At 64.0% G+C, this 21,031-nt stretch carries 20 protein-coding genes and 1 pseudogene; 9 read left to right on the top strand and 12 right to left on the bottom strand.

Annotation, left to right across the window (positions count from 1 at the left end; all coding sequences use genetic code 11):
* A pseudogene (locus RTQ46_RS14210) lies at positions 1 to 499 on the top strand (IS1595 family transposase); the annotation flags it as partial.
* Positions 500 to 592: 93 nt separating this feature from the next.
* On the top strand, positions 593 to 1,438 hold the full coding sequence (locus tag RTQ46_RS14205; protein ID WP_312437486.1) for a hypothetical protein: 846 nt from the start codon (positions 593 to 595) through the stop codon (positions 1,436 to 1,438).
* 136 nt (positions 1,439 to 1,574) lie between these two features.
* Here the strand turns inward: RTQ46_RS14205 and RTQ46_RS14200 are convergent, their stop codons facing one another.
* On the bottom strand, positions 1,575 to 2,498 hold the full coding sequence (locus RTQ46_RS14200) for a LysR family transcriptional regulator (RefSeq protein WP_312437484.1): 924 nt from the start codon (positions 2,496 to 2,498) through the stop codon (positions 1,575 to 1,577).
* A gap of 120 nt (positions 2,499 to 2,618) precedes the next feature.
* On the opposite strand from RTQ46_RS14200, the gene RTQ46_RS14195 reads away from it, so the two are divergent.
* Positions 2,619 to 3,848: an MFS transporter gene (locus tag RTQ46_RS14195; protein ID WP_312437483.1), complete on the top strand. Its 1,230-nt coding sequence runs from the start codon at positions 2,619 to 2,621 to the stop codon at positions 3,846 to 3,848.
* Positions 3,849 to 4,014: 166 nt separating this feature from the next.
* Here RTQ46_RS14195 and RTQ46_RS14190 read toward each other — a convergent pair whose 3' ends face one another.
* Positions 4,015 to 4,698 carry a pentapeptide repeat-containing protein gene (locus RTQ46_RS14190; RefSeq protein WP_312437481.1) on the bottom strand — a complete coding sequence of 228 codons (684 nt, stop codon included), beginning with the start codon at positions 4,696 to 4,698 and terminating at the stop codon, positions 4,015 to 4,017.
* Positions 4,699 to 4,999: 301 nt separating this feature from the next.
* On the opposite strand from RTQ46_RS14190, the gene alaC reads away from it, so the two are divergent.
* The 6 genes from alaC to RTQ46_RS14160 all read left to right on the top strand — a co-directional run bounded on the left by alaC (position 5,000) and on the right by RTQ46_RS14160 (position 11,886).
* A complete protein-coding gene (alaC, locus tag RTQ46_RS14185; RefSeq protein WP_312437479.1) occupies positions 5,000 to 6,220 on the top strand; it encodes an alanine transaminase in 1,221 nt (406 codons plus the stop codon).
* 627 nt (positions 6,221 to 6,847) lie between these two features.
* On the top strand, positions 6,848 to 8,437 hold the full coding sequence (locus RTQ46_RS14180; RefSeq protein WP_312437478.1) for a TrkA C-terminal domain-containing protein: 1,590 nt from the start codon (positions 6,848 to 6,850) through the stop codon (positions 8,435 to 8,437).
* A gap of 145 nt (positions 8,438 to 8,582) precedes the next feature.
* The gene (locus tag RTQ46_RS14175) at positions 8,583 to 9,773 is read left to right on the top strand and encodes an acyl-CoA dehydrogenase family protein (RefSeq protein WP_312437476.1); all 1,191 of its coding nucleotides are present in this window, start codon (positions 8,583 to 8,585) and stop codon (positions 9,771 to 9,773) included.
* 19 nt (positions 9,774 to 9,792) lie between these two features.
* The gene (locus RTQ46_RS14170; protein WP_312437474.1) at positions 9,793 to 10,938 is read left to right on the top strand and encodes an acyl-CoA dehydrogenase family protein; all 1,146 of its coding nucleotides are present in this window, start codon (positions 9,793 to 9,795) and stop codon (positions 10,936 to 10,938) included.
* Positions 10,935 to 11,429, top strand: coding sequence for a MaoC family dehydratase (locus RTQ46_RS14165; RefSeq protein WP_312437472.1), 495 nt, complete (start codon positions 10,935 to 10,937; stop codon positions 11,427 to 11,429). The genes RTQ46_RS14170 and RTQ46_RS14165 overlap by 4 nt, the downstream gene beginning before the upstream one ends.
* The gene (locus RTQ46_RS14160; RefSeq protein ID WP_312437470.1) at positions 11,422 to 11,886 is read left to right on the top strand and encodes a MaoC family dehydratase; all 465 of its coding nucleotides are present in this window, start codon (positions 11,422 to 11,424) and stop codon (positions 11,884 to 11,886) included. The genes RTQ46_RS14165 and RTQ46_RS14160 overlap by 8 nt, the downstream gene beginning before the upstream one ends.
* On the opposite strand, the gene RTQ46_RS14155 is transcribed toward RTQ46_RS14160, so the two are convergent.
* From RTQ46_RS14155 to RTQ46_RS14110, 10 genes are read right to left on the bottom strand one after another with little or no spacing between them, the layout of a single operon-like run.
* Positions 11,883 to 12,455, bottom strand: coding sequence for a prepilin-type N-terminal cleavage/methylation domain-containing protein (locus RTQ46_RS14155; protein ID WP_312437468.1), 573 nt, complete (start codon positions 12,453 to 12,455; stop codon positions 11,883 to 11,885). The two genes, RTQ46_RS14160 and RTQ46_RS14155, sit on opposite strands and share 4 nt — an antisense overlap.
* Before the next feature lie 58 nt (positions 12,456 to 12,513).
* Positions 12,514 to 13,254 carry a hypothetical protein gene (locus RTQ46_RS14150; protein WP_312437467.1) on the bottom strand — a complete coding sequence of 247 codons (741 nt, stop codon included), beginning with the start codon at positions 13,252 to 13,254 and terminating at the stop codon, positions 12,514 to 12,516.
* Positions 13,254 to 14,021: an ABC transporter permease gene (locus tag RTQ46_RS14145; RefSeq protein WP_312437465.1), complete on the bottom strand. Its 768-nt coding sequence runs from the start codon at positions 14,019 to 14,021 to the stop codon at positions 13,254 to 13,256. Before RTQ46_RS14145 ends, RTQ46_RS14150 begins: the two co-directional genes overlap by 1 nt.
* On the bottom strand, positions 14,021 to 14,734 hold the full coding sequence (locus RTQ46_RS14140; RefSeq protein ID WP_312437463.1) for a prepilin-type N-terminal cleavage/methylation domain-containing protein: 714 nt from the start codon (positions 14,732 to 14,734) through the stop codon (positions 14,021 to 14,023). The genes RTQ46_RS14145 and RTQ46_RS14140 overlap by 1 nt, the downstream gene beginning before the upstream one ends.
* Positions 14,731 to 15,420 (bottom strand): hypothetical protein, encoded by a 690-nt coding sequence (locus RTQ46_RS14135; RefSeq protein WP_312437460.1) that lies wholly within the window; start codon positions 15,418 to 15,420, stop codon positions 14,731 to 14,733. The genes RTQ46_RS14140 and RTQ46_RS14135 overlap by 4 nt, the downstream gene beginning before the upstream one ends.
* Positions 15,420 to 15,836, bottom strand: a complete 417-nt coding sequence (locus tag RTQ46_RS14130) for a hypothetical protein (protein WP_312437458.1) — start codon at positions 15,834 to 15,836, stop codon at positions 15,420 to 15,422. The genes RTQ46_RS14135 and RTQ46_RS14130 overlap by 1 nt, the downstream gene beginning before the upstream one ends.
* Positions 15,833 to 16,510 carry a hypothetical protein gene (locus RTQ46_RS14125; RefSeq protein ID WP_312437456.1) on the bottom strand — a complete coding sequence of 226 codons (678 nt, stop codon included), beginning with the start codon at positions 16,508 to 16,510 and terminating at the stop codon, positions 15,833 to 15,835. The genes RTQ46_RS14130 and RTQ46_RS14125 overlap by 4 nt, the downstream gene beginning before the upstream one ends.
* Positions 16,511 to 16,518: 8 nt before the next feature.
* Entirely contained in the window at positions 16,519 to 18,099 is a 1,581-nt protein-coding gene (locus tag RTQ46_RS14120) for a hypothetical protein (RefSeq protein WP_312437455.1), read from the bottom strand.
* Positions 18,100 to 18,120: 21 nt separating this feature from the next.
* Positions 18,121 to 19,326, bottom strand: a complete 1,206-nt coding sequence (locus RTQ46_RS14115) for a type II secretion system F family protein (RefSeq protein WP_312437453.1) — start codon at positions 19,324 to 19,326, stop codon at positions 18,121 to 18,123.
* Positions 19,326 to 21,029 carry an ATPase, T2SS/T4P/T4SS family gene (locus RTQ46_RS14110; RefSeq protein WP_312437451.1) on the bottom strand — a complete coding sequence of 568 codons (1,704 nt, stop codon included), beginning with the start codon at positions 21,027 to 21,029 and terminating at the stop codon, positions 19,326 to 19,328. Before RTQ46_RS14110 ends, RTQ46_RS14115 begins: the two co-directional genes overlap by 1 nt.
* Positions 21,030 to 21,031: the final 2 nt, after the last annotated feature.

The raw sequence follows: 21,031 nt of genomic DNA, 5'->3' as shown, positions 1-21,031 counted from the left end.
ATCTGCTCGAATCGCAGAAGGGAGCGCGGCATCTGACGCGACCGCCACGCCAGCGCGCCAGCGCGGTATTTCCGACGAACATGTCTGCATCCTGGTGGCGCGCGACCGCACCGGGCAAACCGTCGACTTCGTCGCTGGCCGTGGCCAGCTCAGCAAGGCGAAACTGCATGCCTGCCTGCCAGGCATCATCGATCGCGACATTTTGCTGCTCAGCGATGGCCATCCTGCCTATCCCGTGTTCGCCCGCGAGTTGGGTATTGCGCATGCGGCGGTGAACTTGCGCGCGGGCATCAGCGTGCGTGGCACCGTCCACGTCCAGAACGTGAATGCCTATCACAGCCGCCTGCGCGGATGGCTGAGTGCGTTTCATGGCGTGGCGACACGCTATCTGCCGAACTATCTGGGATGGCGCTGGATCCTCGACGCCAGGAGAATTATCTCGCCACAAAGCTTGCTCAAGGCCACGATAGGAAGCTTTCCACACATGGTGGTGACATAGCCTTTTTTTGCCCCTTCAGTTCCAATTGAATCGCTCTTGCGAAAAATATAATTCCCATGCTAGCGTACGGTTCCCTTTCCCTGGAGACCCTTCATGATTCGTCGTACCGCCTTGTTGTCCACCATTGCCCTGACTCTGTTGCTGGGTGCTTGCAGCAAGAATCAAGAAACGGCTGATGCCGGGGAGGGCAAGCAGGAGCAGGCCGCCGACGCGCAGGCGGCCGAAGCGCCCGCCGCCGAGCCTGCGCCCGAGCGCAAGATGGATTACTGGAAAGTGTTGGGACCATTGCTGGCAGGTAGTTACAACGGCAGCTGCCTGCGCATGCCGGACGGGCGCAAGATGGATGCGCTGGTCACGATAGGCGCCGACGGCAAGGTCGCGTCCGGCGACCTGCAGCTTGATTTTCATGCCGCGAAAATGGCCATGATGATGCGCTCGCGCGACGACAAGGGCCAGTACAGTACCCTCGGCACGATCTCCATCGACGATGGCAAGACCGGCATGCTGTCCTTGCTGTCCAGCCCGGCTGGCAAGGAAAGCACCGTCAGCCTGTCCAGCGGGGATATCGGTTTGATTTGCAGCAATACCAGTGGCGTTGGCAGCTTCAACAATCAGGCGCTGTTCCTGACTGCGGCAAAGCTGTTGAACGGCAAGAAGCAGAGCATCGGCTGCCTCGACACCAAGAATCTGCTGGTGCGCCGCAAGGTCGATGTCGAGGTGGCCGACGGCGTAATCCGGATCGGCGACGATGCCTTCGACATGAAAACGGCCGTCAGCGAGGGCTTTACGCTGATGGATGGCGGCGGCTCCCTGATGCTGAACGTCGTTATGCCGCAGGAGAAAACCGTCAACGTCGCGTATGACGGTGCCGGCAAGCTGGTCAACGTGCAGGCGCGCGACAAGCAGGAAAGCACGCACTTTTGTACCGCCGAGAATTGAGCGGCCGAGATCGATCAAGTCAGCGCGCAACACTGACGGCGCCGTGCCAGCACATTGGTCTGGCCCGCGAGCGTTTCCGGACGCGGGCGGACGCTTGGCTCAGCGCCTGGCTCAGCGGCTTGACTCAGCGCCGGTCTCAGTGCTGGTCGATCTGCTGCACATCGTCGTTTTGCGCCAGCAGCGCCGTCAGCCAGGCTGCAAACGCCTGGACTTTCGGCACGGCCAGCCGCCCTTGCGGCGCCAGCAGCGACATCGGCATCGGTGTCGGCGGGCAATCTTCCAGCACCGGCACCAGCGCGCCGCTGGCCAGGTGTGCGCGCGCCTGGTAGAGCGCCAGCTGGCCCACTCCCATCCCTTGCAGCACGCACGCCAGGTTGGCCTCGGCATCGTTGATGGCGACCATGCCCGTCATCTGCACCCGCACCACTTCGCCTTTCTGCACGAAATCCCAGTCGAACGCGCGCCCGGTGCGGCCTGAAAAATGCATCACGCCACGGTGGCGGGCCAGGTCTGCCAAGGTCTGCGGCCGGCCATGGCGTTCGAGGTAGGCGGGCGCCGCGCAGGTAATGAAACGCATGTTGCCGACGCGCCTGCCGATAAAGGCGGAGTCCTGCAGCTGCCCCACGCGCAGCGCGCAATCGATGCCTTCCTCGGTCAGGTCGACCAGCCGGTCCGTCAGGCTCAGGTGCAGCTGGACGGCAGGGTGGGCGGCGTGGAATTGTCCGAGATACGGCATCACCAGCGTGCGGCCCACGGTGCCGGGCAGGTTGACGCGCAGCATGCCGCGCGGCTTGTTGGCGTCGGGACCGCGAAAGGCCAGCTCGGCCGTATCAATGGCGCCCAGGATCGCCAGGCACTGGCCGAAATAGTCGGCGCCGTCGGGCGTCAGCGACAGGCGGCGCGTGGTGCGCTGCAGCAGCTGCGTCCCCAGATAGGCTTCCAGCTTCTGCAGGGTGGCTGACAGCGCCGCGCGCGGCAGGTTCAGCGTCTCGGCTGCCTTGGAGAAGCTGTTGGCCTCGACGATACGCACGAAGGTTTGCATGGCCTTGATCTTGTCCATGGAAAGGTAATCCTCGATTGTTCATTTAATGTGAAAAGTATGGAGTGATTATGCACCAATTATCTTTGCGGGAAAATTCCCTACAATGGCCTCACTCTCTTATCCACCCGAGGAAATAACATGAACAAGGCCTCCAGAACCCCACCCATCGTCGGCGACGTGCCCGACATTTCATCCGGCATGACACTGCTGCTGGCGATTGCCACCGGCCTGATCGTCGCCAACCTGTATTACGCGCAAACGCTGGTCGGTCCCATCAGTGTCTCCACCGGGTTGTCGGCCAAGGCCGCCGGCCTGGTCGTGACCCTGACGCAGATCGGCTACACGCTGGGCTTGCTGTTTGTCGTGCCGCTGGGCGACTTGCTGGAAAACCGCCGCCTGATCCTCACCGGCCTGCTGGTCACCGCCGCCGCGCTGATCGTCGCCGCAGCGAGCACCGGTCCCATCGTCTTCCTGGCCGCCGCGCTGGCGATCGGCCTCGGCTCGGTGGCGGCGCAGGTGATCGTGCCGTTTGCGGCGCACATGTCGAAGGAGGCCACGCGCGGACAGACGGTCGGCAAGGTCGTCAGCGGCTTGTTGCTGGGGATTATGCTGGCCCGTCCGGCCGCCTCGCTGGTGGCGGCTCATGGCAGCTGGCATGTGGTGTTTGGCGGCGCCGCCGTGCTGATGCTGATCCTGGCCGTGGTGCTGCGCCGCGCGCTGCCGGTGCGCCAGCCGGTGTCGAATATCCGCTATCCAGCGCTGATGGCCTCGCTGTGGCACTTGCTGCTGGGCACTCCCGTGCTGCGCCGCCGTGCCGCCTATCATGCCGGCCTGTTCGGCGCCTTCAGCCTGTTCTGGACCGTCACGCCGCTGGTACTGGCCAGCCCCGCATTCGGCCTGTCGCAGACCGGCATCGCCATCTTTGCCCTGGTCGGCATGGCCGGCGCCGTGGCGTCGCCGGTGGCTGGACGCCTGGCCGATGCGGGCTACACGCTGCCAGCCACGGCTGCCGCACTGATATTGGGAATGGCGGCGTTTGCCTTGCCGATGTTTGTACCGCAATCGCAACACCTGGCGCTGGCGCTGCTGGTGATCGCATCGATCGTGCTCGACATGGGCGTGGCTGCCAACCTGGTACTGGGCCAGCGCGCCATCTTCAGCCTGGCGCCGGAAGTGCGGGGCCGCCTGAATGGCCTGTATTTCGCGCTGTTCTTTGCCGGTGGCGCAGCCGGTTCCGCCGTGGGCGCCTGGGTGTATGCGACCTACGGCTGGCAGGCAACCTTGTTGACCGGCATGGCGTTTCCCGGCCTGGCCTTGCTGGTATGGCTGACGGAATTATTGCCAGCTAACGCACGCCGCACAGCCTGAAAAGCGAGCGCTCGCCCTGTTATCACGAAAACGCATTTCCATCATCATCAATGAAAAGTGGTTTTATGTGACGCAATGCAGCATCATTCACCTGTCTCCTCTAACTCCTCACAGGAATTAGATTCAGCCCGCTCCCGCAGCGGGCTTTTTTTTGCCTTTTTTCCGGCTAGACCACCGAGATGCCCAGCTCGCGCACGAAGTTCGCTGCCTGCGCATGGGTAATCACGGCGCCCTTGAACAGTGCCGCTTCCGTCAGCCTGAAGCCGTCGATATCGGCGCCGCGCAAGTCGGCGCCCTGGAACTTGGCCAGCTTCAATACGGCATTGTGCAAGCTGCCGCCTTCGAACACGGCGTCGCGAAAGTCGCAGCCGGCCAGGTAGGCTTCGGAAAAATCGAGCTGTTTCAAGGTGGCTTTCCTGAACGAAAAACCGCGCAGGTCGGCGCCGATCAGCAGGCTGTCCTCGAACGATGCGCCCAGGTGCGCTACCTCTTCGAACGAGGCGCCGGTCAGCTTGCAGCCGCGCCATGAGGCGGACGCGAGCTTGGCGCGCCGCCATTTGGTATTGTTCAGGTCGCAGCCTTCGAAGCTGGCGTCGACCGCATCGACCGATTCAAAGTCGGCCCCGCCGGCGCGGCAGCGGCGAAAGGTGCAGCGCGCCAGTTTGGCGGCGAACAGATTGGCGCCGGTAAAGGTGCAGCGTTGAAAGTCGCAGCCCTGCAGGTCGAGCCGCGACAGGTCGGCGTCGTCGAAGGCGCAGCCTTCAAACGTGCGGACCGATTGCGCCAGAAGTTGCTCCAGTTCGCTGCGCTCCAGTGTCAGGTCGCTTGCCGTGGTGTCGTGTGTAGCCATCCGTTTGTATCCTTGTCAAAGCGGGGGAGGGATGGCGCGGCGGGAAGAACGCACGAACCATGACACCGCCCCCGACTGGTGAAACAGCCAGGTTCAGCGCCGTGGGTCCGCGTGGGCGGGAGCATATCCTCGGATACTGACCGGACTACCAACCGGTGCGCTCATTTTCGACTGAAGCGGCATTGTAACGTTTCAAGCCTGCCCTTGCCAGCCTGGACAGTGCCGGGTTAGTATCGTTGCAGGCGCAACCATTGCGCCAACGTCGCTCGGACGGATCCGGGCGCTTACGTACAGAGATACCATGACCGACAGCCAAGCTCCGCGCAGCTTTTCGCGCATCAATCGTCTTCCCCCCTACGTTTTCAATATTACCGCCGAACTCAAGATGGCCGCGCGCCGCCGCGGCGAGGACATCATCGACATGTCGATGGGCAATCCCGACGGCGCCACGCCCAGCCATATCGTCGACAAACTGATCGATACGGTGAAACGGCCCGACACCCACGGCTATTCCGCTTCAAAGGGCATCCCGCGCCTGCGCCGCGCGATTTCGCACTGGTACAAGAAGCGCTACGAGGTCGAGATCGATCCCGACAGCGAAGCGATCGTTACCATCGGTTCGAAAGAGGGCCTGGCCCATCTGATGCTGGCCACACTGGACCGGGGCGATACGGTGCTGGTGCCCAATCCCAGCTATCCGATTCATATCTGGGGCGCGGTGATCGCCGGTGCCGATATCCGCTCGGTTCGCATGGGCCCGGGCGTGGACTTCTTTGCCGAACTGGAGCGGGCGATCCGCGAAAGCTACCCGAAGCCCAAGATGATGGTGCTGGGCTTCCCGTCGAACCCCACCGCGCAGTGCGTGGAACTGGAGTTTTTCGAGCGCGTGGTGGCGCTGGCAAAGCAGCACGATATTCTGGTGGTGCATGATCTGGCGTATGCCGACATCACGTTCGACGGCTGGACAGCGCCATCGATCATGCAGGTGCCCGGTGCGCGCGATGTGGCGGTCGAATTCTTTACCATGTCGAAAAGCTACAATATGGCAGGCTGGCGCATCGGTTTCATGGTTGGCAATGCCGAATTGGTGGCGGCGCTGGCGCGCATCAAGAGCTATCACGACTACGGCAGCTTTACTCCCGTGCAAGTGGCGGCGATTGCCGCACTGGAAGGCGATCAAAGCTGCGTGACGGAAATTTGCGCCCAGTACCAGCGCCGCCGCGACGTGCTGGTGAAAGGCTTGCATGAAGCGGGCTGGATGGTGGAAAAACCGAAGGCGTCGATGTATATCTGGGCGCATATTCCGGAAGCATACCGCCATCTCGGGTCGCTGGAGTTTGCCAAGCTGCTGCTGGACAAGGCGAAAGTGAGCGTCTCGCCCGGCATCGGTTTTGGCGAATATGGCGACGAATACGTGCGCTTTGCGCTGATCGAGAACGAAGCGCGCGTACGCCAGGCGCTGCGCGGTATCAAGAATATGTTGCGTACGCCGGCCACGTCAGCAGGGGAAGCGGCAAAATAATGCCGTAGAGAATCATTAATTGCCACAGTTATCACTCAGGCGTATTACCTATATCATGAATATAAAGTGGTTTTATAGCTTGCGATCCGGCATCATGCTTCTGTCTCCTCTACTTCCTCACAGGAATTAGATTCAGCCCGCTCCCGTAGCGGGCTTTTTTTTGGCTGATACGATTGCTGCGCGGCCGCCCGCCAGTACATAGCTAATATTTATTGAGGAAATAGGAAAAGACAATTGGATCGATATGCTGCACTGCGGCATCATGCAGCTGTCTCCTCTACTTCCTCACAGGAATAGATTCTGCCCGCTAATTCAGCGGGCTTTTTTTTGCTTGCCAGGTACGCCTCAGGCTACAGAAGCCAGCAGGGCAGAGCCGACCATGATGCGAAAGACACGCAGACGCCAGATATTGATAAAACGAATTTCTATCATCACAACAGACAATTAGATTTATATGCCGCAATGCGTCATGATGCACCTGTCTCCTCTACTTCCTCACAGGAATTAGATTCAGCCCGCTCCCGTAGCGGGCTTTTTTTTGCCCACCTGCTGCATGCTTGCCAAGCTGGCATCATCTTGCTTTCATGAATGTTAGACTGCGCTTTTCATACCGGAAGGATTTCCACCATGCTGGACATGCTGCGTCATACGCTGGAATCGACGCCCATCCTTGCCTTGTTCCTCGTCATCGGTCTCGGCTACGCCCTGGGACGCGTCAGCGTATTCGGCTTCTCGCTCGGGGTCGGCGGCGTGCTGTTCGCAGGGCTGGCGCTGGGTGCCTTTGCGCCCGGTTCCGTGCCGCCGCCCATCGTCGGCTCGATCGGTTTGCTGTTGTTCCTGTACGGGATCGGGGTGCAATACGGCACCCAGTTCTTTGCCGGCCTGCGTGGCGCCGGGCAGAAACATAATCTGATCGCCTTTGTCGCCGTGATGGGCGGGCTCGCCGTGTCGATCTGGGGCGGGCAGTGGATCGATATTTCGCTGCGCATGGCCAGCGGCGTGTTTGCCGGCGCCATGACCAGCACCGCCGCGCTGCAGGCGGCGCTGGAAGCGTCGCACGGCAACCGCGATGCGGCCGTCGGCTATGCGGTAGCGTATCCGTTCGGCGTGGTCGGCCCGATGCTGGGCCTGTACCTGGCCGGGCGCATACTGAAACCGGTGCTGGCGCCGCCGCCGGTGCCAATTATCGTGTCGGAAATTGCAATCGACCGCGATGCGCTGGCAGGCGCGAGCTTGGCCGAACTGGCGGACGGGCCGCTGGCCGGCGTGCAGGTGATCGGCGTGCGCCATGGCCATCAGAACAGCTTGCCCGACCCCGGCATGGTGATCGGTACCGGCGACGCGCTGATGGTGGCTGGCACGGTGGCCGGCGTGGACGCGGCGCGCACGGCGCTCGGCCACCTGGAGCCGGGCCGTCTGATGAAGGACCGCCGCGATTACGACGGCATCGAAGTATTCGTGTCGGATGCGGCAATCGTCGGCGTGCCACTCGGTGAACTGAAGCTGTTCAAGGACTTTCCGGCCCGGCTGGCCTTTATCCGCCGCGGCGACGCCATGATCCTGCCACAGCCCTTCCTGACCCTGGAGTTCGGCGACCGCGTGACGGTGGTTGCGCCGGCCAGCCATGCGGCGGACGTGCGCAAGCTGTTCGGCAATTCGATCACCGCCACGGCCGAGTTCAGCTATGTATCGCTGGGCATGGGCATGGTGCTGGGCGTGTTGCTGGGCTTGATTCCGATTCCGCTGCCGTGGATCGGCTCGTTCAGCCTGGGCCTGGCCGGCGGGCCGCTGGTGATGGCGCTGATCCTGGGCCGGCTGGGTCGCGTCGGCAAGGTCAGCTGGCGCCTGCCGCTGTCGGCCAACCTGGTGATGCGCAATTATGGCCTGACGATCTTCCTGGCCTCGGTCGGCATGGCGTCCGGCTTGCCCTTCCTGCGGCAGGCAGGCGCCGATGGCCTGCCGATGCTGGCGCTGGGCGCCGTCACGGTGCTGGTGGTGGTGGCATTGGTGGTGGCGCTGGGCAAACTGTTCCTGCGTTTGCCGTTTCCCGAGCTGCTCGGCATTGCGGCGGGCGCCACCGGCAATCCGGCCGTGCTGGTGTTTGCCAACAAGCTGGCCAAGTCCGATCAGCCGAATCTTGGCTACGCCATGATTTTTCCTTCCATGACCATCGTCAAGATCATCGCCGTGCAAGTTTTGCTGCAAATGTACGGCTGATTTTCCCCAATTCGCCGGCGGCCTGAAAACCGCTGGCGCCGCCCCGATTCTGTTGTACAATCCTTGAGAACGGTCGTGCTATTTTGTGCGCTGAGCTTGCCTTGCGCGCACTTGCCATGCGACTGATAACAAGGAGGAGACAGACATGGATTTAAGTTATACGCCCGAGGACAATGCGTTCCGCGACAGCGTGCGCGCGTTTCTCGACAGCCACCTGCCGGCAGACCTGCAGCGCAAGGTGCGCAGCCATCTGCGCTTGACCAAAGACGACTATGTGCGCTGGCACAAGATCGTGGCCGCACAGGGCTGGGCCGCGCCGAACTGGCCGGTCGAACACGGCGGCACCGGTTGGAGCGCCGTGCAGCGCCACATCTGGGAAGACGAGTGCGCGCGCGCCGCCACGCCGCCGATCCTGCCGTTCGGCATCAATATGGTGGCGCCCGTCATCATGGCCTTCGCCACGGAAGAACAGAAAGCCCGCTATCTGCCGCGCATCCTCAACTGTGACGACTGGTGGTGCCAGGGTTACTCCGAGCCGGGCGCCGGTTCCGACCTGGCTTCGCTGAAAACCACCGCAGTGCGCGACGGCGATGACTACATCGTCAACGGCCAGAAAACCTGGACCACCCTGGGCCAGCACGCCGACATGATCTTCTGCCTGGTGCGTACCGATGCCGGCGTGCGCAAGCAGGAGGGCATCAGTTTCCTGTTGATCGACATGAAAACGCCGGGCGTCACGGTGCGCCCCATCATCATGCTCGACGAAGACCACGAGATCAACGAAGTATTCTTCGACAATGTGCGCGTGCCGGTTTCCAACCTGGTGGGCCAGGAAAACCGTGGCTGGACCTACGCCAAGTATCTGCTCGGTCACGAGCGCACCGGCATTGCCGCCGTGGGCCGTTCGAAACGCGAGCTGGCCTTTCTCAAGCAGCTGGCGATGCAGCAGTTGAAGAAGGGCGAGCCGCTGCTGCGCGACCCGGCCTTTGCGGCCAGGGTGGCCGGCGTGGAAATCGAACTGATGGCGCTGGAAATGACGGTGCTGCGCGTGATCAGCGAAGAGGGCAAGGGACCGGGGCCACAGGCGTCGATGCTGAAGGTGCGCGGCTCGGAAATCCAGCAGCAGCTGACGGAGTTGATGGTCGAAGCGCTGGGGCCGAATGCCTTGCCGTTCGATCCGGCCTACCTCGAAGGCGAACAGGAGCACAGTGCCGCTGGCAACGATATCGCCGCGCCGCTGGCTGCGTACTACTTCAATTACCGCAAGACGTCGATCTATGGCGGCTCGAACGAAATTCAAAAAAACATCATCACGCAGATGATCCTGGGCCTGTAAAGGTAAAAAAGGAGACAGCATGGACTTTACATTCAACCAGGAACAGCAGCAGTTCGCCGATGCGCTGCGGCGCTGGGCCGACAAGGATTACCGCTTCGAGGCGCGCCAGGCGATCATTCACTCCGATAGCGGCACCTCGGACGCCGCCTGGGCCACGCTCACCGAGCTGGGCATGACGGCCTTGCCGCTGCCGGGCGCGCAGGGCGGCTTTGACGGCACGGCCGTCGACATGCTGCTGGTGATGCAGGAACTGGGCCGGGCGCTGGTGGTGGAGCCGTACTTCGCTACCGTGTTCGGCGCGCAGTTCCTGAAGCTGGCCGGCGGCCACGAAAGCGTGCTGGAGCAGGTTGCCGCCGGCAGCGTGAAACTGGCCTGCGCGCTGGGCGAAGCGCAGTCGCGCCACGAGCTGAATGATATCGCCACCACGGCCACCGGCGGCGGTGACGGCTTCGTGCTCGATGGCGTCAAGACCGTGGTGATCCACGGCGCACAGGCCGACCACCTGATCGTTTCGGCGCGCAGCAGCGGAGAGCAGCGCGATACCGACGGCATTTCGCTGTTCCTGGTGCCGCTTGACGCGCCCGGCGTCACCGTGCGCGACTACCGTACCATCGACGGCCAGCGCGCCGCCAACGTTACCCTGGTGCAGGTGGTGCTGGGCAGCGAGGCGCTGATCGGCGAGGCCGGCAAGGGCTGGGAGCTGCTCGACGCCGGTGCCGACTATGGCGCGACGCTGTTGTGCGCGGAAGCCGTGGGCGCGATGGACGCCATCTTTGCCGCCACCCTGGAGTACCTGAAAACACGCCAGCAGTTCGGCGCGCCGATCGGCAAGTTGCAGGCGCTGCAGCACCGCATGGCCGACATGTTCATCCATCTGGAACAGGCCCGTTCGATGGCCATGCTGGCAGCCGCCAAGGTCGATACTGCAGAGCCGGTAGAGCGGCGCCGCGTCGTCTCGGCCGCCAAGGCCCGGGTGGGGCAGGCCGCGACCTTTGTCGGCCAGCAAGCCGTCCAATTGCATGGCGGCATGGGCGTGACCGACGAGTTGCCTGCCGCGCATCATTTCAAGCGGTTGACCATGATCGCCTTGAGCCTGGGCGACGCGGATCACCATATCGAGCGCTTTATCGCCCAGCCGGGCTTCCTGCCATTGGAGAACGCATGACTGATTTGCAACGTGCCACGCCGCACAAACACTGGTACTTCGAGGATTTTACGGCCGGCCTCGAGATCTACCTGGGCCAGCGCCATGTGACGGAAGACGAGATCATCGCGTTTGCCACGGATTTCGATCCACAGCCATTCCATATCGACCATGCGGCGGCCGAACAGACCATCTTCAAGGGCGTGATTGCCAGCGGCTGGCATACCTGCAGCCTGATGATGCGGCTGGTGGTGGACAACCTGCTCAAACACTCGTCGAGCATGGGCTCGCCCGGTCTCGACAGCATCCGCTGGCTCAAACCCGTGCGCGCGGGCGATACGCTGAACCTGACCTATCAGGTCAAGGAAGTACGCGCCTCGACCTCCAGGCCCGACCGCGGCATCGTCGTGTCCATCTGGTGCGTCAGCAACCAGCATGGCGAAGTCGTCACCACCGTCGAAGGCATGGGCATGTTCGGCCGCCGCCCGGCCGGGGAGCTGCCCGATGCGTGACATTGCCGGCATCGCCGGCTTCCGGCTTCTCTCCGGCCAGCATGTGGCCGTCTCGGACTGGATCGCCATCACCCAGGAGCGCATCGACACCTTTGCCGACGCCACCGACGACCATCAGTGGATCCACGTCGATACGCAGCGCTGCGCCAGGGAGTCGCCGTACGGCTGCACCGTGGCGCACGGCTTCCTGACCTTGTCGCTGCTGCCTGCCATGCTGCAGGATGCGCTGCATATGGCCGGCATCCGCATGGCGATCAACTACGGCCTGAACAAGGTGCGCTTCCCGGCACCGGTGCCGGTCGGCAGCCGCCTGCGCGCGCGGCTCGACATTTTGTCGGTAGAAGAGTTGCCGGAAGGCGCCCAGGTGAACTGGGCGGTGGCCATGGAGCGCGAGGGGGACACAAAGCCGGTGTGCGTGGCGGAGTTCTTGATGCGGTGCTACCCTGACGCGGCTTAGAAAAACACGGCCGTACGGGGAATAATCGCCCCCGTATTGCCATACGGCTGGGTCGCGCGCACCGAGCCCGTAGTGGCGATCCCGTCGTCGAGCTTGCTGTCGATCTGCTCGGCATAGCCTTCGGGCAGGTTGTCGAAGCGGATGCCGTTGCCGGCGCGGCCGGCCACTTCGTCGTTGTACAGGTAGACGGCGCCGCCCTGGGCGCTGGTCATGAACTGGCTGGTGCCGTTGAATGATCCCGTGATAAAGCCGCCCAGCGCCAGGTGCTGCGGCGCCAGCGTGAATTCACGCGGCTGGCCGTCGCCGATCTGGCCGTCGCCATTGCCATTGCCGGCCGAGTTCGGCACATGCAGCGTGCCCTGGATATCATCGCCGGGCAGGGCGCGGAATTTGTCCTGGTAGGCATTGACGGCGGCCGTCAGCGAGTTCGACTGCTGGATGATGTTCTTCACCTTGGCGCTGTCGATCAGCCCCTGGCCTTTCAGTACGCCACCTAACAGCAGGCCGATAATGACCAGGACGATGGCGATTTCTACGAGCGTGAAGCCTTGCTGGCGGCGTGGGTGCATGGAGCGTTCCTTGGTCGTTGCGCCGCCCCTTGGAGGTTCGGGCGGCTGATGCTGAAGTTTACTGTAAATGCCGGTTGCCGGGAATGGCGTTCTGCTTGGCTTTTTTTGCCGCGATTTCCTCCAGCCGGCGCGCCATGAATGCCAGTTCATGCGGGTCGGTGATCTGCCCGCTGGCAATCAGGCCGCCGATGACCAGCTGCGCGCTGCCGAGCTGGTCCATGTCTTCCAGCATAAACGCTTCCATCTGCCGCACCCACGGCGGCACGTCCGCCCCCGTTGTCCGCACGCGCAACTGGCGCGCCAGTGCCAGTGCCAGCGGCAGGTCGTGCAACTGATGCCTGGCGACCAGTGCTGCCTGCGCCATGGCGGGCCAGCGGTGCAGCGGGTCCTGCGCAAAGCTGGCGCTGACAAACGCCAGCATGCGGCGTGCGCGGACCGGATCGGCCACGCCAGCATACACCTCGCTGGCGGCCACCAGCGCATAGCGGCTGCGCGGATCGAGCGTTTGCGCCGTGTCCAGCCAGGCCGCCAGGCGCTCGTAGTCGAGTTCGCGCCAGGGCAGGCTGGTACCGGCCTGGTCGTCGAACGACTGCAGATACAGCAGCATCGCTTTCGACATGGCCAGCGGCTCGCCCAGGCTGGCCAGGCGCGCCACCGCAGCCGATGGCGGCGCCGGCAGCTGCTGCACGCGCGCCACGGCCTCGCGCTGCACCAGTTGCCAGCCAAGCTGGAGCAGCAGGGCCAGCGCCAGGGCCAGCCACAGCGGACGCGGCACGGACGACAGCGGTCGCTGCGCCATCAGAAACTCCGGCGATAGAAATCGCACAGCGCGCAGAGTGCCAGCAGGCAGACGTAAATGCCCGTCTGCGCCGCCACCAGGCCCAGACCGTGCCAGTCGCCGGTGGCGTACAGCAGCCATTCGGTACGCGTGAAGTGGTCGAGCCTGGGCAGCAGCAGGGCCAGCGCATCGACAGCGAACGCCAGCGCTTGCTGGACTGTGCCATGGCCTCCCGTATTGCCATGCGCCATCAGTTGCAGGCTGCCCACGCTGCGCGCCAGCAGATAAAAGCCGCCGCCGGCGGCCAGCGCGGGCAGCGCATGCGGCAGGCTGGCCGCGCACAGCAGGCTGAAGGCGGCCATGATCCATAATTCACCAAGCAGCGAAATGGCCCATAGCGCGCTTTGCGCGGGCGCGGCCCAGACGGCGGTAAGCAGGCCGAACAGTGCGGCCGGCATCACGGCCAGCGCGCCGAATCCGGCCAGTTTTCCCAGCAAATACACGGCGCGTGGCATGGGCAAGGCGAGCAGCAGCTCCTGGCCCTTGTCGGCCGTTTCGCGCGCCAGGCTGGTGACGACAAACGAGGACAGCAGAAACACGGCGGCGATGCGCAGTGTCGCGGCCAGCAGCGCGGCCTGCACGGCATGGCTTTCGGTCAGCGCCAGTTGCCGCAGGAAGCCGGCCAGGGCCAGTGCCGCGCAGCCGGCCAGCACGAACAGCCACGGCAGCTTGCTGCGCAGCGCTTCGAGCAGCGTGTAGCGCGCAATGATCAGGCCAGGGCGCCACATCAGCGCGGCAGCCTTTGCGCCGCCACCATGCGGTTGAACAGGATATTGGGCGACAGCCAGACGACGATATCGTCATAGCTGCCGCCCGCCTGCTGTTCAGCGCCGGCCGCGCGGCTGATAAAGATATTGCTGCTGACCGCATTGCTGCGCTCGTCGACATTATTGCCTTGCGCGCCCAGCTGGCGTTGCCCCTGTTCGCTGATGGCGCCATAGCTGTTCTTGCCGTGCGACATGATCATCGCGGGAATGTCGTTCAAGGCCGTGGCCTGCACCAGCGCGCCGCCGTTGCGCGTGACGATGCTGATGTCGCGCGGCGTGTTCAGGGCAAACAGCTGCTCGCTGTCGCTGAAGGCCGGCGTGACGCTGTAGCGAAACAGATTGTTCCAGCTGTCGCTCTTGCGCAGCCCCAGGGTGGCCCACGGCAGGATGCCGACCCGCTTTTCGCCATTGCAACGCGCGCCGCGCCGGTCTTCCAGGCCATTCACGCTGGAAACGGCGGGGCAGGGCAGGTAGCCATAGCGCAGGGCAAACCCCGTCAAGGCTTCTTTCGCTTCATCGAGCGCCTTTTGCGTGTCCGCCACCTTGCGCTGTTCGAGCTGCACGCTCAAAGGCGTGACCAGGCCGCCTATCATCAGGCCGACAATCACCAGCACGATGGCGACCTCGATCAGGCTGAAGCCGGCCTGGCGCAGTGGCAGGGAAGGCGGCCTCATGGCAGCGTCCGCGCCGCGCGCATGCGCTGGTACATGAGGGGCAGCGTGATCCAGGCCAGCATGTCGTCGAAGCCATTGCCGGTAACAAAGGCGCGGCTGGCGCTGTCGTTGCTCGCTTCATCGACATTGCCGCGCAGCGTGTTGGCAAGCACGGCGCCGCTGGCCGCCGTGCCATAGCCATCCTTGCCTTGTGAAAAGACGACCATCGGCAAGCACTGCGCGCTGATATCGCATTGCTCCTGGCCCGCCACATACTGCAGCGTACCCTGGGCATTGCGCTGCAATACCACGCGATTGGCCACGGCCGAATACGACACGATCGGCAAGCGCGACAGTTCCGGCGTGACGCTGTAGCGCAGCACCTTGCCCCAGGCGTCGCTGCCCTCCACGCCCAGCGCCACCCACGGCAGGAAGCCGCTGCAGTCGGCGTCGCTGGCGCACTCGAGACCGCGCTCGCGTCCGTCGATGGCCGATGCCGCCGGCCGTGGCAGCCGGCCATTGCTGGCGACAAAGCCCAGCAGGGCTTCGCGCGCCTGCGCCAGCGTGGCCAGCGTGCGCTGCTGGCGTCCGGCTTCGGCGCCATTGCGGCCAAAGGCGCTGATCAGCAGCGTTGCGGTACCGATTCCCAGCACGGCCACCAGCAGCAGCAGGGCCGCACCGCGCTGCGCGTGCGCTGGCGCGCGCATCACCGTGCTACCCCGCTGGCGGGCGGCGTTTCCACCACCGTGCCGCTGGCCGGATCATATTGCTGCCCGGGCTTGAGCACCACCACCTGGCCATTCGACAGCGTCAAGGTCAGCTGGCCGCCCGGCGCCAGCCGGTTGTATGGCTCCTGCTGCGGTGTCTGGTTCAGCCATACCGTCGAGCGGCCGCTGCTGCGCTGGACCAGGCCATCGAGTTGTACCGGCGGCGCGGGCGGCGGCGGCGGCGGTGTCGCTGGCGCGGCCGGGACTGCCGCCGCCGGCGGCGGACCGCTGCGCTGCGCATCGAGCTGGGCGCGCTGTTCGGGCGAGGAGAACAGCCGTCCCAGCTGCACCGGCCGGGCCTGGACAGGCGAGGCGGACGCCAGCGCGGCACACAGCAGTAGCGTCGACGTTTTCATGGCTGCCCCGGCGTGCTGGCGGGAACGCCGCCCAGTGTCAGCCACAGCAGGCTGCAGTCGGCGCTCAGGGTCGCGCCGGCTTGGGTGCCGGCCGCGACTGCGCCGCTGGCGCCGCGTTTCAGCACGCAATCCTGCACGGCAAAATAGCCGGACTGGCGCAAGTCGTCAAAAAAGTTCAGCATGTCCATTTCGTGCAGCAAATCCATATGGAGCTGCATTTTACTGCCGCGCAGCTGATACTGGCCCATGCTCAACGGCAGCGGTACGGCCATCGCCTGCTGCGCGCTGATGTCGTAGGTCAGTGGCAGCAGGTGGCGGCGCTGCTGGCTGAGCCGGATGGCGTCGATCCAGGCCAGGCGGTTTTCCTCGCCGATCAGGCCGCGCTGGCGCAGCGCCAGGAAGCGCGGCGCAAACGCGCGGATTTCCAGCTTTTCCGTTTCCACCCGATTAAATTGCGTCGCGGCGGCCATGCGTTCCTTTTGCGCCAGATCGAGCCGCTGCGCCTGGCGCTCGCGGTAGCCGGACGACAGCTGCAGCGCCACCAGGCTGAGCACAACCGTGGCGGCAAAACACAGCACGGCGCGCCGTACCAGGTGCAATTCACCCAGCCACAGTGGCAGGGCGCGCGTGGCGGCGGCTTTCTTTTTCATGCCGGGCGGGGCCGGCTGTTTCATCGATGTACTCATGGCTGCCACACCAGCAGCACGGTAAAGCGGGCCTGGCTGTCCTGCGCCGGCGAGGCGCTCCTGCCGGACAGCGTGGCGCTGGGCCGCAAGTCCAGCGGCGCTTCCTCGATCGCCACCACCAGGCGCGGGTTGCGCGCCAGTTCCTGCGCAAACGCCGTAATCGCCGACAGCGCGCCACGGTAATCGTTGCCCGGCATATCGACATCGGCTTCCAGGCGCAGCGCCTGCGGCGGCGCGGCCGGAATGCCGGCCTCAACGCTGCTGAGCACGGGACCATTGGCCTGTTTGCCTTGGACCTGGCCTGGCGGTGGCGGCTGCGAACCCGCCGCGCGTGGCGGCGGCGGGCCGGCATTCCAGTGCAGCTGGCCCAGCCTGACTTGCGGCGCGCGGTCGAGCGCGGCGCTCAGCATCCCCAGCAGCCGGCCCGGCTCGGGCGCCTGGGTGGCGATCATGTGTTCGACGGTCACGGCAGCTTTCATGTTCGGTGTTTTCGCCGGCGCCGGCGGCAGGGTGGCCATCACCGCGCGATAGCGCTGCTGGTAACTGGCGGTTTCCTGTTGCAGCTGCGCCATGCCGGCGCCGTCTTCCATGCCGCCCAGCAGCATGGCCGCGCACCACAATGTGGCAGAGGCGCCGATCAGTGCGCTGGAACCGTACAGGGCCTTGCGCGCGCGCTGGAAGTGATAGTAGCGGGCCAGCGCGCCGGGCGGGTAATGGCTGGCCGGCGGATGCTTGGCCAGCAGGGTCAGCAAGAGCTGGTCCGCCAGCGCCGGCGTCTGTTTCAGTCCCACGCGTTCGCTGGCCAACTGCATGTCGATAAAGTGATAGGCGACTTCCACGCCGTTATCGCACAGCAATTCGAGCTTGCCGATCTGTGCCTGTGGCGCCAGGATCACGGTATGGAGCACATCGCCGCGCTCCAGCATGCGGGTGCTGGTCAGGAATTGCCGCGTTTTTTCCGTTTCCAGCGCCAGGTTGACCGCCACGCCGTCAAGCGCGATGGCTGGCGTCTGGCGCGAAAAGCGCAGCTGGCCGCCGGCAAAATAGCTTTGCCGCAAGCCGCCCGACTGCTGCGTCACCAGCAGCAGGTGTTCGTGCGTCAGGCCCAGTTGCCTGACCAGCGCAATGCTGAGCAGGCTGGCCGAATATACGCCGGCCACCGGCACATGCAGATGCTCCAGCGCTTCGGTCCATGGTTGCAGCAGGGAAGGGTTGGTCAGTGCAAAGAACAGCACCTGATCATCGTGCCGGCCGTCGGTTTCGCGGCCCAGCAGGGTGCTGCCGCGATATGGCGTGTCGCGGTACAGCTGGGCCTTGCGCCGTTCCAGCAGCGCACGCCCGGCCTTGCCGCGTACATGCGGCAGCAGCTGGCGCTGGAAGTCTTCCTCGATCAGGTCGGCCAGCAGGTAGGCCGGCGCGTCCAGGCGCTGCTCGTTCGGGTCTTCCAGCCAGGCAGCAAAGGCATCGAGGCCGGCCGCGCTGGCATGGAATACCTGCCCGTCACCGAGCACGCCGTGGCGCCAGTCATAGGCGCACAGATGGTCGCTGGTGATATAAAACAATTGTTTGCGGAACACGGCGGCCTCAGGTCTCGATACTCATGTTTTGATGGTACTGATCGTGTCGTAAATCGGCCCCAGCACCGACAGCATGATCCAGCCCAGCAGCAGGCCCAGGATCACCGTCATGGCCGGCTCGATCATGGCCTGCACTTTTTCGATCAGCTCCTTCACTTCGCGATTATAGAAATAACTGACATTGCGCAGGGCCGTGTCGAGCGAACCGGTCGCTTCGCCGACTTTCAGCATGCGGATCACCAGCGGCGGGAAGATGCCCGTATGCTGGAACGCGCTGGTCACGCCATGGCCTTCGGCGATCAGCTGGGCCGCGCGGCGCAGGCCGGCCGCCACCACGCGGTTGCCGGCGATGCCTTCCGATAAACGGATGCATTCGAGGATGGTGATGCCGGACGCATACATGAGCGCGAAAAAAGTGGCAAAGCGGGCCAGGATAATCTTGTGCAGCACCGGGCCGACCAGCCAGGCGCGCAGCTTGAGTCCGTCAAACAGATAGCGCGCCGTCTCGCTGCGCTTGAGCCAGGCGCGCAGGCCGATGTAGCCCGCCACTGGCAGGGCCAGCAGCACGGCCCAGTAGTCGATGAAGATATTCGACACAAAAATCAGCGCGCGCGTATGCAGCGGCAGTTCGCCACCCATGTTGCGGATAAACGCCGTCAGTTGCGGCACCAGGTAGATCATCAGGAAAAACGTGACAGCGGCCACCACGATCGCGACCACGACCGGATACATGATGATCTTGCGCGTCTGCGACGCCAGCTCATCCTGCCACTTCAGGCTTTCGGACAGGTTCTTGAACACCTCGGCGATCCGGCCGCTCTGTTCGCCCGCCAGGATCAGGCTGGTGAACGTGGCGTCAAAAATGTCGCCGTGCAAGGCCAGCGCGCCCGACAGCGGCAAGCCGCCCTCGATGCTTTCGATCAGGTCGGTCACCACTTCGCGCAGGCGCGGATGATCGGTGCTTTCGCGCAAGTCGTTCAGGCCATCGAGGATCGGCACGCCGGCACCCGTCAGTTGCTCCATATGAAAGCAGAAGTTGATCAGGTCGCGCCGCTGGATCACGCGTTTGCCGAACAGCACCAGGTGCTGGCCCGTGATCTTGCAGTCGATCAGATCCAGCTGCATGCGGTGCAGGCGCGCTTCCAGGTCCGGCACATTGGCCGCCTCCATGCTGCCGGGGATCAGTTCGCCGGCGGCGTCCATCGCGCGGTAGACATATTGCGCCATCAGCCCAGCCTGTCCGTCAGGTCGACCACGCGCGCCACTTCCTCCAGCGTGGTCACGCCTTCGCGCACGCGGCGCAGGCCATCGTCGACCAGCGCATGAAAGCCGCCGGCGCGCGCCGCGCTTTTCAGTTCACGGCCGCTGGCGCGGCGCGCCGTCATCTCGTCGAGTTCAGGCGTCATCTTCAGCAATTCCATGATCGCCAGGCGGCCCTTGTAGCCCTGGTGCGCGCAGCGTTCGCAGCCGACCGCGTGGCAGACGCTGGCTGGCGGATCTTCCGGCTGCAGGCCCAGCAGGCGCCGCTCGACCTCGTCGGCCACGGCCGTTTCCTTGCAATGCGGACACAGTTTGCGCACCAGCCGCTGGGCGATAATGCCGATGATATTGCCGGCCATAATATCGGGCAGGATGCCGATATCGAGCAGGCGCGACAGCGAGCCGATGGCCGAGTTGGTGTGCAGCGTGGAATATACCTGGTGGCCCGTCATGGCGGCGGCAAACGCCATCTCGGCCGTTTCGCGGTCGCGGATCTCGCCCACCAGAATGACATCCGGGTCCTGCCGCATCATCGAGCGAATGCCGTCGGCAAAGCCGAGTTTCACCGATTCGTTGACCGAGGTCTGCCGTATCATGTTCATCGGATACTCGACCGGGTCTTCCAGCGTCATGATATTGACGCTTTCCGTATTGATATGGTTGATGATGGAATACAGGGTGGTGGTCTTGCCGCTGCCGGTCGGACCCGTTACCAGGATCACGCCATCGGGGCGGGCGATCATCAGTTTCAATAAATTGAGTTCGCGCTCGGCCAGGCCCAGTGAGTCGAGCGGCACGATGCCTTTCTGCCGGTCCAGCACGCGCAGCACGAAGTTTTCGCCATGCGTGGTGGGCTGGGCCGAGGCGCGGAAATCGATCTGCCGGCCTGAAAAGCGGATCGTGATGCGGCCGTCCTGCGGCGCGCGCGCCTCGGCGATATTCATGTTCGAGATCACCTTCAGGCGCACGGCCATGGCCGGCCAGTACGATTTGTGCAGGCTGCGGATCTGGCGCAGGATGCCGTCGATGCGGTAGCGGATGCGCAAAAACGATTGTTCCGGCTCGAAGTGGATGTCCGAGGCGCCGTTCTGCACCGCGTCGGCCAGCAGCGCGTCGATCAGGCGCACCATCGGCTGGCTGTATTCGTCTGACGGCGAGGCCATGCTCTGGTAATTGACTTCGCCCGTTTCGATCTCGTGCAGGATGCCGTCGATCGACAGCTCGAAACCATAATACTGGTCGATGGCGCGCGAAATGTCCGATTCGTTGACCAGCACGGTGGAGATCGTGATGCCCTTGACCAGCATGGCGCTGATCTGGTCGAGCGCGACGATATTGCTGGTGTCGGCCATCGCCAGGATCAGGTTGTCGGTCTGGCGCTCATACACGATGGGAAACACGCGGTAGCGCTTGGCCACTTCCTTGGGGATCAGCTTCAGGGCGATCGCATCGACCACCAGGCTCGACAGGTCCGCGCTTTCCTGTTTCAGGTTTTCGCTCAGCGCCATGCGCACGGTTGCTTCCGTGACAAAACCGAGCGAGATCAAGAGCTTGCCCAGCGGCTCGTTGTTGCGCTTCTGCTCGATCAGCGCGATGCGCAGCTGGTCCTCGCTGATCACGCCTTTCTTGATCAGCAGTTTGCCCAATGGAAGTTTGGTTTGTTCTGGCATGA

The sequence above is a fragment of the Janthinobacterium sp. genome, from assembly GCF_031995485.1.
Classification (GTDB): Bacteria; Pseudomonadota; Gammaproteobacteria; order Burkholderiales; family Burkholderiaceae_D; genus Janthinobacterium.
This window is presented reverse-complemented; position numbering and strand designations above follow the sequence as displayed.